The following is a 15,951-nucleotide window of genomic DNA, read 5'->3' as shown; positions in this document are numbered from 1 at the left end:
CCTTTCATCCGTTTCCATCATTATTCTATTGTACCACGGGAAAACTCACTTTCACGTGTACTCTGCAAAGTACGCACTTCTTCACGTAATCGTTCGATTTCTTGCTGCATAGTGCGCAGGGAATCGATGACCGGATCTGGAAGCTGCTGATTCAGGCGGTCCACCCGGCGGCCATCCTGCTTCACGATTCTGCCCGGTATGCCTACAACGGTGCTATTCGAAGGGACTTCCTTCAGCACAACCGAGTTCGCACCAATATTACATTGATCCCCCACGCTGAAGGAACCTAGCACCTTCGCTCCGGATGAGATAACCACATTATTGCCAATTGTCGGATGTCTCTTCCCTTTTTCTTTACCCGTTCCGCCAAGTGTGACCCCCTGATAGATGACAACATCGTCGCCAATTTCACACGTTTCCCCAATCACCACGCCCATGCCATGGTCAATAAACAACCGATTGCCAATCGTAGCGCCTGGATGGATTTCGATGCCTGTCATAAAGCGGCTGACCTGTGAAATGAACCGCGCGAAAGAAAACCATCTCCGCTTGTATAAAAAGTGTGCCACCCGGTGCGCCCATATCGCATGCAGCCCCGAGTAGGTAAATACAACCTCAAACCATCCCCGGGCCGCCGGATCGTTTTCAAACACCGCCTGGATATCTGATCTGATCTTCTTGAACATGCTCGTTCCCCTCTTGTTCAGGTCTTCGTCCTCCGGCTTTCCGGATGGCGCGGCCCTCATGGTAGTGTTCTTCTGACTCGACCTAAATAGAAAACGCCCCTGCAGCTATTAAGCTGCAGAGGCGTTTATCGCGGTCCCACTCTGCTCGGTTCATGCCTTAACATACAAGAACTAGGCTACCTGTTATAGCTGCCTCATATCCTTGCACAAGAATGAACCCTCAACAGTTCCGTAACGGGAACCAACCGTCACAACCTATCCTGACGTTTTCCTCTCTCCTACATAACGAGAGGCGGGGCCGGATTCGGCTATGCAGCTCACGGGTGCATTTCGACTGACGGACAGCGGATGGCTCACAGCCACCTCAGCAAAGAATCTTGTTCTTTACTGCGGGACCATCCTCTCTGAATCTGTCCGGTTCAGCCTACTTCTCCCGGTCTTTGCTGTTTTTATGATGAATGATAAAATCATACCATTTAACCTTTGTGTTGCTATTATAGCGAAAAGGTTATGGACTGACAACAATCTTCCTTCATATCGGTGGGAACGAAGTTCCATCCTTAAGTCAAAGTAGACTAAACAAGGGCGTTACTTAAGCGCCTTTTACCTGAGCATGCAATCGATCAATGACCGTATCGCGGCCAAGCAGTACAATTGTTTGGTTCAGATCGCGTCCATGAGTCTGTCCTGTCAGAGCTACACGGATCGGCATAAACAGCTGTTTACCCTTAAATCCGGTCTCTTTCTGAACTTCTTTGATCAGCGCAGCCATCTTGCTTGGTGTAAATTCGTCGCTAGCCTGTACTTTATCAGCAAATGCCTTCAGAACGGTTGGTACCTGCTCCTCAGCCAGTACAGCAGCCCCTTCACTTTCCAGCTCCAGGTGGGAACGGAAGAACACTTCCGACAACTCCACGATATCGGAGGCAGAATTCATTTGCTCTTGGTAGAGATGAACAAGCGTATATGCCCATTCTTTTTGTTCAGGTGAGAGCTCAGCGGCAATACGTCCCGCTTTTTGCAGATGTGGAATCGCCATTTCGGCAATGCGATCTGGTTCAGCATTTTTGATGTAGTGGTTGTTCAAGTGAGCCAGCTTGTGTGTATCAAATACCGCCGGGCTCTTGGACAGACGCTTCGTATCAAAAATGGAGATTAACTGCTCCTGCGAGAAGATCTCTTCTTCTCCTTCAGGCGACCAGCCAAGCAGGGAGATGAAGTTAAACATCGCCTCAGGCAGATAGCCGAGCTGATCATATTGTTCAATAAACTGAATAACGGATTCGTCACGTTTACTCAGCTTTTTGTGGTTTTCATTCACGATCAACGTCATATGACCGAATTGCGGCGGCTCCCAGCCAAGCGCTTCATAAATCATCAGTTGACGCGGTGTGTTAGAGATGTGATCTTCCCCACGCAGGACGTGGGAGATTTTCATCAAATGATCATCGACAGCAACTGCATAGTTGTACGTAGGAATGCCGTCTTTTTTCACAATAACGAAGTCGCCGGATTCCTTGCTGTTGAATGAGATTGTTCCTTTGACCATGTCATCAAACGTATAGATGCGTTCTTCCGGTACACGGAAACGAATACTCGCCACACGGCCTTCCGCTTCAAATGCGCTCTGTTGCTCCGGTGTCAGATCACGGTGTTTACCCGAATAACGCGGAGTTTCTCCACGTGCTGTCTGTTCCTCACGTTCTTGCTCCAGCTCTTCTTCCGTGCAATAGCAGCGGTAAGCCAGACCTTTATCCAGCAGCTCCTGCGTATATTTACGATAGATGTCCAAACGTTCCGTCTGACGGTATGGTCCGTACTCGCCGCCGACATCAATACTTTCGTCCCACTCGATTCCGAGCCATTTCAGGTATTTCAGCTGGCTTTCCTCACCACCGGCAATGTTGCGTTTCACGTCCGTATCCTCAATACGAATAATGAATTTGCCGTTATTATGTTTGGCATACAAATAGTTAAACAGCGCCGTACGGGCGTTCCCGATATGCAGGTGTCCCGTTGGACTCGGCGCGTAGCGCACGCGAACTTCGGTGCTCATAATATCCCCTCCGTCTCTAATTGGTTGATAATATCACACGCGAACAAGGCAAACAACCGATTGGGCAGCTATACCCTCTCCCCGTCCGGGGAATCCGAGTTGCTCTGTTGTTGTCGCTTTGACATTCACCTGAGTTACATCCGCTTCAAGTGCCTTGGCAATAACTTCGGCCATCTGCGGAACATAAGGTGCCATCTTCGGTTTCTGTGCAATAATGGTTGAATCAATGTTCCCCAGACGGTATCCACGATCCTTCACCAACTGCCAGACATGCTCCAGCAGTTTCAGGCTATCAGCATCTTTGAACTCCGGATCCGTATCCGGGAAGTGTTTGCCAATATCCCCAAGTGCAAGCGCACCAAGAATGGCATCACTGATGGCATGCAGCAGCACGTCTGCGTCCGAGTGACCCAGCAGTCCTTTTTCATAAGGGATCGTTACCCCGCCAATAATGCATGGGCGTCCCTCTACCAGTTGATGTACATCGAATCCCTGTCCTACACGTATCATCGCTTCTTCTCTCCCTTGAGCAAAAACGCGGCGTATTCCAAATCTTCCGGCGTCGTTAATTTGATGTTCTTATAACTGCCTTCCACAACCTTGACCGACATTCCCTGGCGTTCAGCCAGCATTGCGTCATCCGTTCCTAGAAATCCGTCCCGGTCCGCCGATTCGTACGCAATCAGCAGGGAAGAAAGACGAAAAGCCTGCGGGGTTTGAATGCTCCACAGACTGCTGCGGTCCGGCGTCGCCGTAACGATTCCATCCGCATTTACTTGTTTGATCGTATCCTTCACTGGAACGGCCAGTACAGCTGCTCCACCCGACATAGCGGCCTTCATACACCCCATAATCTGCTCACGGTTTATAAAAGGACGTACCCCGTCGTGAACGAGGACCCAGTCTGTCCCTAGTGCCTTAAGGCCTTCGTGGACCGAATGCTGTCTCTCTTTCCCTCCGGGGATGACACGGACACGTGATTCCAGTCGGTATTCTTTTACCCAATCCTGGCAGCGTTCAACATCGGCAGCTCCCGTGACCAGCACCATTTCGCTGACCTCGTCCATAGCCGTAAACACTTCAAGCGTATGTATGAAAACGGGCTTGTCCTGCAGCAGCAGAAACTGCTTACTCTCGGTTGTTCCCATCCGGGTCCCCCGACCTGCCGCCACAATGACAACACCCCACCCTTTATCCATGCCGCAATCCCTGCCTTGTCTGTCAGTTTATCGTCGTAAGATACAAAATATCTACTATCGATATTAAATATCGTTAAACGATACACTACCCATCATACCGCTTTATTGGGCTTTTTCCAACAGTTTCGGCTTGGCAAAAATCATTCGTCCCGCTGACGTCTGCAGCACACTGGTCACCAGCACTTCCATCATCATGCCGATATACTCGCGTCCGCCTTCCACCACGATCATGGTGCCATCATCCAGATAGGCTACACCTTGACCGTGTTCCTTACCATCCTTGATAATCTGTACCATAATCTCCTCACCTGGCAATACCACCGGCTTAACGGCATTGGCGAGGTCATTGATGTTTAGCACGGATACTCCTTGCAGTTCACAGACCTTATTCAGGTTGAAGTCGTTGGTGACAACTTTACCCTGAAGCACCTTGGCGAGCTTGACCAACTTGCTGTCCACTTCCGAAATCTCCTCGAAATCACCTTCGTAGATGAGCACTTTAACGTCCAATTCCTTCTGAATTTTATTCAGAATATCAAGCCCACGCCGTCCTCTGTTCCGTTTGAGCAAGTCCGATGAATCTGCAATGTGCTGCAATTCCTCCAGAACGAATTCCGGGATTACAATCGTGCCCTCGATAAATCCGGTTTTGCATATATCCGCGATGCGACCATCGATAATTACACTGGTATCCAAAATTTTGTGCTCTTCTAGCCGTCTTTCCTCATCCACCTCAGGATGACCCCAGCGTCCTGACATCCAGAAGGCCGCCAGATCGTCTTTCTTCGCCATTGCAAGCATATAGCCTATATAGCTACTTACGACCGTCAGTGCCACTTGCAGCACTTCTCCGGCCGTCCCCAGCCATGCTACACAAGGATATAACAGCAAGGCCACCAGCAGTCCTGCAACTGTACCCGCCGCACCCGCAGCCAATTCATTCATCGGTACTTTGGCCAACGAATCAATACTATTATGTAGTCTGGTTGCCATTAATGTTCCACCAATGTTACACACGGACATAAACAATACAGCACCTAGTAGGGTTGATACCCCAGCCCCCAATAATCCTGCTGATTGAATCCATTCAGCCATCCAAGGGACGGATTTTCCTGCCAGATGATATGCCGTGTAGCCGAACCATGCACCGCACAATCCTGTAAAAGTTAAAATGCCTTTTTTCCACATAAGTCCCTGCACCTCCTTCAATATAACTTCATCTTTATATCCAGTATGATCCAATTCTCAGATTGCTAATCCCGCTTTTGAAGAACTTTTTGGAAATGTTGCAATCGTCAGTTGAAAGAAGGTAAATTATTGGCATATAATGAATTCAATTCATATCCCGAGGTGAGTAGCAAAATGAGTACGCTAAGTTTACAGGCTTTTCAGGATCAAGTTTCCGAGCTGTTGCTGCGTCATCGCAGCCTGATTGATGTACTGTCCAAAACAGGACAAGCCGGCGCCTCTGTCAACCGTGCCGTGTCCAAGGCCATTACCGAATGCGGCTGCATTGAGCTGCACGCCACCAAGCAGAAATATGCCCCAGAGAGCGACATTGCTCAATCAAAAGGCCTGCTGGAAACGCATGTGGAAGGTGAATTGTGCGAGAATTGTAAAGAGGTGATCAGCTCTGAACTAGGGCGGAACCTGTTTTATATGTCGGCTCTCTGCAATCTGCTGGACATCAACATGGAAGAGGTCGTAAATCACGAGTCACAGAAATGTTCGACGTTAGGGATGTTCAATTTGTCGTAAACAATACGTATTTCGTTGTAATGATTAAGTTAACGTATAGATTTTAAAAACAAAAATAAGCACGTATTCTCCTGTTGAGGAGCGTACGTGCTTTCTTTTTATTTCCCGAAATGATGGAATGCCTAGCGATCGGAAGGACGGGAAGACTTCTCTTCTTTACGCTTTTTGGCTCGGTTCCGCGAGGCTGCCGTCCGCATATTATGCTTCATCCCATATAGAGCGTATAACACAAGTGGAATAAAGATCAATTTGGACAATTGTTCTGGAAACATAACAGCCACCACTACCGCGAAGACGATGACCCAAGGTGCAATCCAGATCGCTTTACGCGGTAGACCAACCTTTTTGAAATTGGGATATTTCAGCGAACTTACCATCAGATACGATAACAGCAAGGTCGCAATCATCATACTCACGGGACCGATATCCTTATTAAACAAGGATAGTGTTGCTAGTACCCCTCCAGCCGCTGGGATCGGCAAACCTGTGAAGTACCCGGGGATACCGGGGCGAACGTTAAACCGGGCTAACCGGATAGCCCCACAGATTGGAAAGCTTGCGGTTGCGATCCAGGCGAGAACCGGAGTTGCATCCTGAAACGAGACCATGAATATAATCAAGGCTGGAGCTGCACCGAATGAAACCATGTCAGACAAAGAATCCAGCTCTTTACCAAACTCACTCTGGGCATTAAGTGCACGTGCCACACGGCCATCCAGGCCATCCAGCAACATCGCAATAATGACCAAAATCGCAGCCAAACTATACTTCCCATCAATTGCAAGCAGGATTGCCATCATTCCAAGAAACAGATTACCCAAGGTAAAGAGATTCGGAATGAATCTGGTTAACATCGTTGTTTCACCTCATTATTTTCAAGCCGTTATAGGCAAACCCTTACATTTGTCTGTCAATAAACATCTGCTCCTGCAAACGCTTGAGACCTTCCTTAATGGTTCGGGCCCGTACCTCTCCAATCCCGTCCACTTCGTCCAGCTCTTCAATTGTAGCCATAATGACATGAGGCAATTGTTCGAATTGATCCACCAAGTTATGGATAATGACATTCGGCAGGCGTGGTATCTTATTTAATACCCGATATCCGCGAGGTGCAACCGAATCTTCAGACGTAGCCGCTGACGAAGGGTATCCCAGAAGACGTACGATATGATGTGCATCCAGCAATTCATCGTCCGACAGTCTTTTCAGACCAACGATAATCTCACGAATCTTGTCATCACTGTCATCACGGGCATAGTCCTTATACAGCAACCAGGCTTCCTCTTCTGTTGTACCGACGAGCTCCTCCATCTGCATGGAGATCAAACGTCCCTCGTTGCCGAGTTCATGAATGTAACGCTTGATTTCCGTTTTGATGCGCATAACCATTTCCGTACGCTGAATGACATTGACTACCTCAGGAATCGTTACAAGTTCCTCGAACTCGGCGGCGCTCAGATTCGTAAGGGACTGTGTCAATACAGCCTTGTATTTCTCCAAGGTTTGAATCGCTTGATTCGCCTTGGTCAAAATAACCCCGATTTCCTTGAGGGAATACCGTAGTGTTCCTTGGTATAAGGTGATAATATTCCGCCGCTGCGATATAGATACGACTAATTTGCCTGTTTGTTTCGCGACACGCTCAGCCGTCCGGTGACGGATCCCCGTCTCAGATGAAGAGATGGATGAGTCAGGAATAAGTTGAGTATTGGCGTATAGAATACGTTTTAAATCCTCGCTAAGGATAATGGCACCGTCCATCTTGGCGAGTTCATACAAATAGTTCGGGGAGAAATCACAGTTAATCGAGAATCCTCCATCCACCACTTCCATTACTTCAGGGCTGTATCCTACAACCAGCAGTGCACCCGTCTTGGCGCGCAGCACGTTCTCCAGACCTTCGCGGAAAGGTGTACCTGGTGCAATCAGCCTTAACAATTCGTTCATATTATCCAGTTGGCTCGAATCTTTCATCTTGTTATGCCCCCTAATCTAAAGCAACCGCTAGTGCATCTGCCACGGTATTCACACCGATCAGTTGTATCCCGCGAGGATGTTTCCAGCCCTTTAAGCTTTTTTCTGGTAAAATGACACGCTTAAAGCCCAATTTCTGAGCTTCTTTCACACGTTGTTCAGCCCTTGAAACGGCCCGAACTTCACCCGTTAAACCGATTTCCCCAAAGATGACGTCATCTGGCTTGGTCGGTACATCTCTCAAGCTGGATGCGATACTTACAGCAACCGCCAAATCTACTGCCGGCTCATCTAATCTCACACCACCAGCTACGTTCAGATAAGCATCCTGCGTTTGCAAGAACATGCCCATCCGTTTCTCCAGTACCGCAATAATCAGGTTTAATCGATGGAGATCTACCCCTGTTGCCATACGCCGCGGAGAAGGGAAATGTGTGGTTGAAATCAATGCCTGCAATTCCACAAGCAGAGGACGTGTGCCCTCCATGCTGGCAACTACGGTAGAACCAGCCACACCCAGAGGACGTTCTGACAAAAAGAGCTCAGAAGGGTTGCCTACTTCACGAAGTCCATCTTCGCCCATTTCAAAAATGCCGATCTCATTGGTCGAACCAAAACGGTTCTTTACCGCACGTAAAAGGCGATACGTATGATGCCGTTCTCCTTCAAAATAAAGAACACAGTCCACCATATGTTCCAACATACGTGGACCTGCAATGGCGCCTTCTTTCGTAACATGCCCCACAAGTACGGTTGCAATGCCTCGCCCTTTGGCGATTCGCATGAACCGTGAGGTACATTCCCTTACCTGAGCTACACTGCCGGGTGCACTGGTGACTTCTGGCAGATATACGGTCTGAATAGAGTCGATGACTAGAAAATGCGGCTGGATCTGCTCTACCGCTTCCTCTACCCGCTCCATATTGGTCTCACATAGTACATATAACTCAGGAGACAGCGCACCCAGACGGTCAGCCCGCAATTTCGTTTGCTTAACTGATTCCTCACCTGAGACATATAACACACGCAAACCTGAGTGAGTCAAAGCATGAGATGTTTGCAACATCAATGTTGATTTTCCGATTCCGGGGTCTCCGCCCACCAGAACGAGAGATCCTGGAACAATTCCGCCGCCCAAAACCCGGTTCAGTTCTTCAATTCCAGTCTGTACACGCGGTTCCTGACCGCTATCTATATCTATGATGGGAAGTGGCTTATCTTTACTCTCAAAGAGAGGGGAATTTCTCCCTTGTGTTTTGACCACCGTTTCGGTTTCTTCCACCATTGAATTCCAAGACTGACAACCCGGACATTTGCCGTACCATTTGGGGGCTTCATAGCCGCATTCCGTACACTGAAACTTGGTTTTAACTTTGGCCACTTCAGCACTCCTAGGATTTATTTTATAACAGCATTTTGCATTTTTCGACGAATTTTGCCTTAATTCCCTGACGTGCAGGGTTAATAAAAGTTTACCATTGTTTGAGATTTTTCGTAAAGGATTATCGCAAACTTTACACATGTTCGTAGCGCTTCAAAGTTTATTTTCTGATAAACAACAGCTCTGGGTCTCTGACTGGCACAAAAACACAAAAAAATCCTTCCCGACTAAAGCCAGGAAGGATTTTTGTTTTATACATCAGACTCAGTAGTTATGTCACTAGTTGAGTGTTACTTATTTCGTTTCGATTTCCTCAGTGGAAGGAACAACAACGTCTTTTTTAGTTACAGACAATGCTCCATTCTCTTCATCGATGAGCAACGAATCACCTTTAGTCACATTACCCGTGAGCAATTCTTCCGACAATTTGTCTTCAATATGCTTCTGGATCGCCCGACGAAGCGGACGAGCACCATAGGCTGGATCGAAGCCTGCTTTGGCAAGGAAAGCCTTGGCATTGTCTGTGAGCTCGAAGTCGACCTCGTATTCATTCAGACGTTTACGAAGCTCTTCACTCATCAGTGTAACAATCTCAGCAATGTGTTTTTCTTCAAGAGAATGGAACACGATAATTTCATCAATCCGGTTAAGGAACTCAGGACGGAAGCTTTTCTTCAGCTCATCCATCACTTTACCCTTCATGTTATCGTAATCCGCACCTGCATCCACTACTGCCGTAAAGCCCAGTGTAGAGTTGCGTTTGATCGCTTCTGCACCCACATTGGATGTCAAAATAATCAACGTATTCCGGAAGTCTACGACGCGACCTTTGGAGTCGGTCAGACGACCATCCTCAAGCACTTGCAGCAAGATGTTGAATACTTCAGGATGTGCTTTCTCGATTTCATCGAGCAGGACGACAGAGTAAGGTTTGCGACGAACTTTCTCTGTCAGCTGTCCACCTTCTTCATATCCCACATATCCCGGAGGAGCTCCGACGAGTCTTGAAGTGGAATGCTTCTCGCCATACTCGGACATATCAATCCGGATGACTGCATTTTCATCCCCGAACATGGCTTCTGCAAGAGCACGAGCCAGCTCGGTTTTACCTACCCCTGTAGGACCAAGGAAGATAAATGAACCCATTGGACGTTTCGGATCTTTCAATCCAGCACGAGCACGACGAACTGCACGACTGACGGACTTCACAGCCTCATCCTGACCAATGACACGTTCATGCAGAATTGATTCCAGATTCATCAAGCGTTGTGTCTCTTCTTCTTTCAGCTGATTCACCGGAATACCAGTCCAGCTGGCTACTACTTGTGCGATATCCTCAGGAGTTACCTCGGAATCCGTGCGACCTTGTTTTTCTTTCCATTGGTTCTTCGTTACATCCAGCTCTTCACGGATTTTTTGTTCCGTGTCACGCAGAGCTGCTGCCTTTTCGAACTCCTGGCTTTGAACCGCTGCGTCTTTTTCCTTCCGGATATCCTCGAGACGGCTCTCCAGTTGTTTGAGGTTAGGTGGGATCGTGTAAGAGTTCAGTCTTACTTTGGAACCCGCCTCATCAATCAGGTCAATCGCTTTGTCCGGCAGGAAACGGTCTGTAATGTACCGATCAGACAGTTTAACCGCCTGCACAATCGCTTCATCCGTAATTTTTACCCGGTGATGCGCTTCGTAACGATCACGTAAACCATGCAAAATTTGAACCGCTTCTTCTGGAGAAGGCTGATCGACCGTAATCGGTTGGAAACGACGCTCTAGCGCAGCATCCTTCTCGATATATTTGCGATATTCATCCAACGTTGTAGCACCGATGCACTGCAATTCTCCACGGGCCAAAGCCGGTTTCAAAATGTTCGAAGCATCAATTGCACCTTCCGCTCCGCCTGCACCAATCAGGGTATGCAATTCGTCGATGAACAAGACAATGTTACCCGCTTGACGAATTTCATCCATAATTTTTTTCAGACGATCTTCGAATTCACCGCGATATTTTGTACCTGCAACAACTGAACCCATATCCAATGTCATGACACGTTTGTCACGCAAAGTCTCTGGAATTTCGTTGGCGATGATTTTTTGTGCAAGTCCTTCAGCGATAGCTGTTTTACCTACACCTGGCTCACCGATCAGTACTGGGTTGTTCTTGGTACGACGGCTCAGCACCTGGATAACACGTTCGATTTCTTTACTACGTCCAATCACTGGGTCCAGGTTGTTCTCCTTGGCATACGCCGTAAGATCACGTGCCAGACTGTCCAGTGTTGGTGTGCTGACATTGGAAGGCGTACCATTATGACTGGATACAGCTTCACTGCTGCCAAGCAGTTGCAGCACTTGTTGACGTGCCTTGTTCAAACTAATACCCAGGTTGTTCAGCACACGTGCTGCAACCCCTTCGCCTTCACGAATCAATCCAAGCAGGATATGCTCTGTGCCTACATAGGTATGGCCCAATTTGCGAGCTTCATCCATAGACAATTCAATCACTTTTTTCGCACGAGGCGTATATGCAATGTTCGTAGGTTGCTCTTGGCCACGGCCAATTAGCGTCTCTACTTCATCTTGAATTTTTTCCAATCCGAGTCCCAGGCCGATCAGCGCTTTGGCTGCGATGCCTTCGCCTTCACGAATGAGGCCGAGCAAAATGTGCTCTGTACCGATGTTATTATGACCAAGACGGACAGCTTCTTCCTGCGCCAATGCGAGCACCTTTTGGGCCCGTTCCGTAAATCTTCCAAACATCATATCTCCTGCACCTCCATGGTTTTGGATAAAACGGGGGCTGTTGAAAGGATCCCACCGTATTCTTCATATCATTTTTGTTTGCAGCCGTGCTGCGAATAAAATCATTCAGCATTCATTTATAGAAATGCTCTATTATATAAAAGCCGCATCTGCGGCGTGAAACCTTTATAAACAACTCTTGAACAACCTAGGATTGATTGGCTGCACTGATCGTATCACGGATCAACTGAGCCCGATATATGTCACGCTCATCTGTCCGCATGTCTTCCCCAAATGTTTTCTGCAAAAAGCCCGGCTGCGTCATCACATTCAACTCGTTCATCACGGTAATGGACAAGCCGTCCAACAATCCGAGATCAACACCAAGTCGAACATCAGACAGACGCTGTGCAGCTTCCTTCGAATCGACGATGGCTGCATGGGACAAAATGCCGTAAGAACGCATAACCCTGTCGGTAATCCGCAATCTGGAGTCCGTAATTAACCGTTCTCTGGCGGTACGCTCATGCCCAATCATCTGTAACACAACACTATGCAGGTTATCGATGACTTCTTGTTCCGTCTGCCCCAGTGTGATCTGGTTCGAGATCTGGAACAGGTTACCCATCGCCTCACTGCCTTCACCGTAAATTCCCCGTACAGTCAGTCCGACTTGGGAGACTGCACTTAGAATGCGGCCAATCTGCTGTGTCATCACCAGAGCGGGTAGATGCATCATGACAGATGCTCTTACACCTGTACCTACATTCGTAGGACAGCTGGTTAAATATCCTCTGCGGTCATCAAAAGCGTAATCCACATGCGCTTCAAAAGCATCATCTATGGCGGAAGCTTTCTCCCAGGCTTCTTTCACCTGGAACCCCGGATAGAGGCACTGGATACGAAGATGATCCTCTTCATTAATCATAATACTGACAGATTCATCCTCACTGAGAATAACAGCACCATTTCTGGATTCGTTCGCAAGACTGGGACTGATTAAATGCTTCTCCACCAGCACCCGTTTGTCAAGGTCATCAATATCAATCAGATCTAGGGTATGAAAATCTCCAAAGGCATGAACGTCATCATATTGAAGTACTTCGCTCAGCTTATTCAGCACTTCTTCCGATTGCTCATTGGAAGCCAGCATCGGAAACGGATAATGCTGCAGGTTGCGTGCGATCCGGACTCGGCTGCTAATGACGATTTCGGAATCAGCCGCATCACTACGCATCCAGTCGCTGAGCGCCTTCTCTGTAAAACGCAGATTAGGCATTACGCATCCCTCCTACTCATCACAAACTTTACTCCTGAGCTATTTCTTTTTCAAGTTCCCTGATCTGATCACGAATTTGAGCGGCTTCTTCAAACTCCTCTTGCGTTATGCTCTCCTGAAGATCCCGTTTCAGATCAGCAATCTGTCTTTTGACCTTGATGCGACCACCAGCCCGTGCAGGCACTTTACCCACGTGGGAAGTGCTACCGTGAACCCGTTTGAATAGTGGGTCCAAACGACTGTCAAAATATTTATAACAAGAACTACAGCCAAAACGGCCGATTTTACTAAACTGTGAATAGGTCATGCCGCATTCTTCACAACGAAGGGATTGCGCGGGTGTTGCTCCCGCACTGCCATTCTTGCCTGAGGGTTCAAAATCAAGCAACCCGGACAATAAGTTATGAATGGAAAATCCGTTGGATGTTCCGGGAATCATTTCCCCTTTTTCACGAGCACATGACTCACAAATATGGAATTCCGTCTTCTCTCCGTTCACGATCTTCGTGAAATGGAGTGTTGCCGGACGGTTGTTGCATTCTTGGCACAGCACAATGATGTACCCCCTTGATCCCGATAGTTTTCATTTACCGAGCAAAGATATTAACATCGCCTTTAACATTCTGGCACGAATTTGATCCCGGTAAGGAAGTTTGACCAATATAATCTCTCTCGATACAGCTGCCCGCATCAACCCGGCTTCCCTTTTGCTCAAGAAACGTGCTTCTTCCAGTTGGTAGATCAGACCTTCGGCAGCTGTCTGCCCGATCTCATCTCCAATACTATGGTGCAAATGGTTATGCAGAGCCGAGTGAGCCGGCAATTCAATCCGCTGTATGCGAACATAACCGCCGCCGCCACGTTTACTCTCTACAAGATAACCTTTTTCGAGTGTAAATCGGGTGCTGATGACATAATTGATCTGGGAAGGCACACATGAAAATTGATCAGCCAGATCATTACGTTGAATTTCGACCAATCCTTCGGGACTTTCATGCAAAATACTCTTCAGATATTGTTCGATAATATCAGAGATATTACGCATCCACTCATCCTCCACTGTCTGAAACGTTAAGTCAATAAGGACCCACACGCCCCTACAGAGTACACCTTCTCAACCCATTTAACCAATCAAGGAAACAGCGAAACTGATCTTCAACGGTCTTTAACAGGAGAGCGAAGGACGCTCGAAGGTCCTTTAATATTGCTTTTATCCGCTGATGTGTACTACCTTCAATATGGCTCCCACCACCGGATTGCAGAAAGAAAGTTACGTAAGTATTTAACCTTTAGTTGACTTTGACTTTCTTTGACTTTATATACATTATAGCATATTTTGTGGTTTTGCCAAGAGGGAGCACTATTCATTTTTTACGATTTTACACGAAATATTCGGCTGACACAAAAAAACCTCTCCAAAATAGCTGGAGAAGTCCATTTGTCTCACACTAGCATCGTAATGCTATACAAGTTAAGTCTATGAAATTGATCCTAAAATACTCGTTACTCTATGAGGATCAGAAAAAATCAAGTAAATACGTTTCCCGTTCAGGAATCGCTTGCTCCAAAGCCTTAATCGCTCCATTCGGTCCTTCAATTCTACCTATTTGAGCCATCTCTGCGGGCCTACGATACCCCATCAGCATTGCGGTGAGCGCCTGTATGTCTACTTTAACAGTCTGATCCTTAGGTGCCGACTCAGATGTTTTCCATATCGAAGCTGTACCATTCATCGCCACATTCAACTGCCATACCCCTTCATTCCATGGTGCATGGGCATCCTCTACCTGGAGATTAATCTGTACTGGTGAGTCTGGGCTCGCAAAAGGATACTGTGAAATAAATTGTTCTACACTCACAATACGTGCCATGAAGAAAGGTACAATTTCCTGCTGAATCCGCGGATTATCTAATTGAAAAGCAAGCATATCACTGGCTGGTGCCTGTAAAGTGACTTCCTCAATCATAGAATCATGGTTGGCAATAAAGGTCCACAAACCTTGTCTTGTCTCTTCATTCAGATAAATGATCTCTTTAATGGTAAACTTTCTTTCCTTAACCTCATATAAAACATAGCCTTGTGCTTTACCAGCTTCATCATAATATACAGCCTTCTGGCTGGCGCCATTAGATAGAACTGAATTCTCCCATCTCGCATCATCCCGAATCAAGGTTCCGTTATAGCGTTCAGCGTACGCACTGTATACTTCCTTTAATATACTGAGTCCCGGATCGCCACGGCGAATTGTTCCAGGGGTTGCCTTTTTCGCAGGCAGATGAGCTGTAGGCACTTTATATCGTTTAAACTCAACATACGTCTCCCATCCATATCTCCGATAAAATGCAAAAGAAAACGGATGCAAAAACGATATACTTTGTTTGTTACGGTTCATTTCCTCCAGCGCATGCTTCAACAGCCCAGCTACCCAGCCTTTACGTCTATATTCTGGCCATGTCGCTACTCCCGCAATACCGCCCATCTCGAACGATCTCCCATGAATATAGGTTTGAAAAGGAATAATATGAAGTTTGGCACCCAATTGTCCTTCCTCAAATACACCCCATATATCCTGTGAATCAAATTGACTCCGTCTCTTCTCCGTTTGCTCTTCACTCATTACCACTTGAAAAGCATACTCGGAGAGTGCCATAGCTGGCTCAAAATCATCTACGGTTAATTTCTGAATTTCCATGTCGTCCTGCACCCCGTTCTCTAAGTTATGATATCTTTCAAATCATGGCCTGATACGTGATGTATGTATCCATTTATGAGTGTGTCAGAGGAACGGGACAAAGTCAAACAAGAGATGCGCGGGCATCTCTCGGGGATAACGATCTATATTAAAAAACACAAATAAAAACCACCACCGAATAACATCGGC

General features: G+C 47.2%; 14 protein-coding genes. 1 reads left to right on the top strand and 13 read right to left on the bottom strand.

Annotated elements, in window-relative coordinates:
• Positions 1–20: 20 nt before the first annotated feature.
• The 5 genes from cysE to A6049_RS25950 all read right to left on the bottom strand — a co-directional run bounded on the left by cysE (position 21) and on the right by A6049_RS25950 (position 5,129).
• On the bottom strand, positions 21–686 hold the full coding sequence (gene cysE / locus A6049_RS25970; protein WP_063567438.1) for a serine O-acetyltransferase: 666 nt from the start codon (positions 684–686) through the stop codon (positions 21–23).
• Positions 687–1,278: 592 nt separating this feature from the next.
• Entirely contained in the window at positions 1,279–2,742 is a 1,464-nt protein-coding gene (gene gltX, locus A6049_RS25965) for a glutamate--tRNA ligase (protein ID WP_063567414.1), read from the bottom strand.
• A gap of 33 nt (positions 2,743–2,775) precedes the next feature.
• Entirely contained in the window at positions 2,776–3,252 is a 477-nt protein-coding gene (gene ispF, locus A6049_RS25960; protein ID WP_053779226.1) for a 2-C-methyl-D-erythritol 2,4-cyclodiphosphate synthase, read from the bottom strand.
• A complete protein-coding gene (ispD, locus tag A6049_RS25955) occupies positions 3,249–3,941 on the bottom strand; it encodes a 2-C-methyl-D-erythritol 4-phosphate cytidylyltransferase (protein WP_063567413.1) in 693 nt (230 codons plus the stop codon). Before ispD ends, ispF begins: the two co-directional genes overlap by 4 nt.
• 102 nt (positions 3,942–4,043) lie before the next feature.
• Complete coding sequence (locus A6049_RS25950) at positions 4,044–5,129, bottom strand: PIN/TRAM domain-containing protein (RefSeq protein ID WP_063567412.1); 1,086 nt, start codon at positions 5,127–5,129, stop codon at positions 4,044–4,046.
• A gap of 174 nt (positions 5,130–5,303) precedes the next feature.
• Here A6049_RS25950 and A6049_RS25945 point away from each other — a divergent pair, with 174 nt between their 5' ends.
• A complete protein-coding gene (locus A6049_RS25945) occupies positions 5,304–5,699 on the top strand; it encodes a nucleoside triphosphate pyrophosphohydrolase family protein (RefSeq protein ID WP_024633611.1) in 396 nt (131 codons plus the stop codon).
• A gap of 122 nt (positions 5,700–5,821) precedes the next feature.
• On the opposite strand, the gene pssA is transcribed toward A6049_RS25945, so the two are convergent.
• From pssA to A6049_RS25905, 8 genes are all read right to left on the bottom strand, one after another.
• Entirely contained in the window at positions 5,822–6,553 is a 732-nt protein-coding gene (pssA, locus tag A6049_RS25940; protein WP_063567411.1) for a CDP-diacylglycerol--serine O-phosphatidyltransferase, read from the bottom strand.
• A gap of 43 nt (positions 6,554–6,596) precedes the next feature.
• On the bottom strand, positions 6,597–7,673 hold the full coding sequence (disA, locus tag A6049_RS25935; protein WP_063567410.1) for a DNA integrity scanning diadenylate cyclase DisA: 1,077 nt from the start codon (positions 7,671–7,673) through the stop codon (positions 6,597–6,599).
• 13 nt (positions 7,674–7,686) lie between these two features.
• Positions 7,687–9,054: a DNA repair protein RadA gene (gene radA, locus A6049_RS25930; RefSeq protein WP_063567409.1), complete on the bottom strand. Its 1,368-nt coding sequence runs from the start codon at positions 9,052–9,054 to the stop codon at positions 7,687–7,689.
• 294 nt (positions 9,055–9,348) lie between these two features.
• The gene (gene clpC / locus A6049_RS25925) at positions 9,349–11,811 is read right to left on the bottom strand and encodes an ATP-dependent protease ATP-binding subunit ClpC (protein WP_063567408.1); all 2,463 of its coding nucleotides are present in this window, start codon (positions 11,809–11,811) and stop codon (positions 9,349–9,351) included.
• 187 nt (positions 11,812–11,998) lie between these two features.
• Positions 11,999–13,069: a protein-arginine kinase McsB gene (gene mcsB / locus A6049_RS25920; RefSeq protein ID WP_063567407.1), complete on the bottom strand. Its 1,071-nt coding sequence runs from the start codon at positions 13,067–13,069 to the stop codon at positions 11,999–12,001.
• Positions 13,070–13,097: 28 nt separating this feature from the next.
• Complete coding sequence (gene mcsA / locus A6049_RS25915) at positions 13,098–13,622, bottom strand: protein-arginine kinase activator protein McsA (protein WP_063567406.1); 525 nt, start codon at positions 13,620–13,622, stop codon at positions 13,098–13,100.
• Positions 13,623–13,652: 30 nt separating this feature from the next.
• On the bottom strand, positions 13,653–14,114 hold the full coding sequence (locus tag A6049_RS25910; protein WP_063567405.1) for a CtsR family transcriptional regulator: 462 nt from the start codon (positions 14,112–14,114) through the stop codon (positions 13,653–13,655).
• A gap of 472 nt (positions 14,115–14,586) precedes the next feature.
• Positions 14,587–15,762, bottom strand: coding sequence for a GNAT family N-acetyltransferase (locus A6049_RS25905; protein WP_063567404.1), 1,176 nt, complete (start codon positions 15,760–15,762; stop codon positions 14,587–14,589).
• Positions 15,763–15,951: the final 189 nt, after the last annotated feature.

It is taken from the genome of Paenibacillus sp. O199, assembly GCF_001636635.1.
GTDB classification, from domain to species: Bacteria; Bacillota; Bacilli; order Paenibacillales; family Paenibacillaceae; genus Paenibacillus; species Paenibacillus marchantiae.
The sequence above is the reverse complement of the archived record's forward strand: the minus strand, read 5'-3'. Positions and strand labels throughout refer to the sequence as shown.

What these genes read in the sequence shown, in the direction of transcription:
- gltX (WP_063567414.1), bottom strand. Translation starts at nt 2,742, where the DNA reads ATGAGCACCGAAGTTCGCGTGCGCTACGCGCCGAGTCCAACGGGACAC.
- ispD (WP_063567413.1), bottom strand. Translation starts at nt 3,941, where the DNA reads ATGGATAAAGGGTGGGGTGTTGTCATTGTGGCGGCAGGTCGGGGGACC.
- A6049_RS25945 (WP_024633611.1), top strand. Translation starts at nt 5,304, where the DNA reads ATGAGTACGCTAAGTTTACAGGCTTTTCAGGATCAAGTTTCCGAGCTG.
- A6049_RS25905 (WP_063567404.1), bottom strand. Translation starts at nt 15,762, where the DNA reads ATGGAAATTCAGAAATTAACCGTAGATGATTTTGAGCCAGCTATGGCA.
- A6049_RS25910 (WP_063567405.1), bottom strand. Translation starts at nt 14,114, where the DNA reads ATGCGTAATATCTCTGATATTATCGAACAATATCTGAAGAGTATTTTG.
- clpC (WP_063567408.1), bottom strand. Translation starts at nt 11,811, where the DNA reads ATGATGTTTGGAAGATTTACGGAACGGGCCCAAAAGGTGCTCGCATTG.
- A6049_RS25950 (WP_063567412.1), bottom strand. Translation starts at nt 5,129, where the DNA reads ATGTGGAAAAAAGGCATTTTAACTTTTACAGGATTGTGCGGTGCATGG.
- pssA (WP_063567411.1), bottom strand. Translation starts at nt 6,553, where the DNA reads ATGTTAACCAGATTCATTCCGAATCTCTTTACCTTGGGTAATCTGTTT.
- mcsB (WP_063567407.1), bottom strand. Translation starts at nt 13,069, where the DNA reads ATGCCTAATCTGCGTTTTACAGAGAAGGCGCTCAGCGACTGGATGCGT.
- disA (WP_063567410.1), bottom strand. Translation starts at nt 7,673, where the DNA reads ATGAAAGATTCGAGCCAACTGGATAATATGAACGAATTGTTAAGGCTG.
- cysE (WP_063567438.1), bottom strand. Translation starts at nt 686, where the DNA reads ATGTTCAAGAAGATCAGATCAGATATCCAGGCGGTGTTTGAAAACGAT.
- ispF (WP_053779226.1), bottom strand. Translation starts at nt 3,252, where the DNA reads ATGATACGTGTAGGACAGGGATTCGATGTACATCAACTGGTAGAGGGA.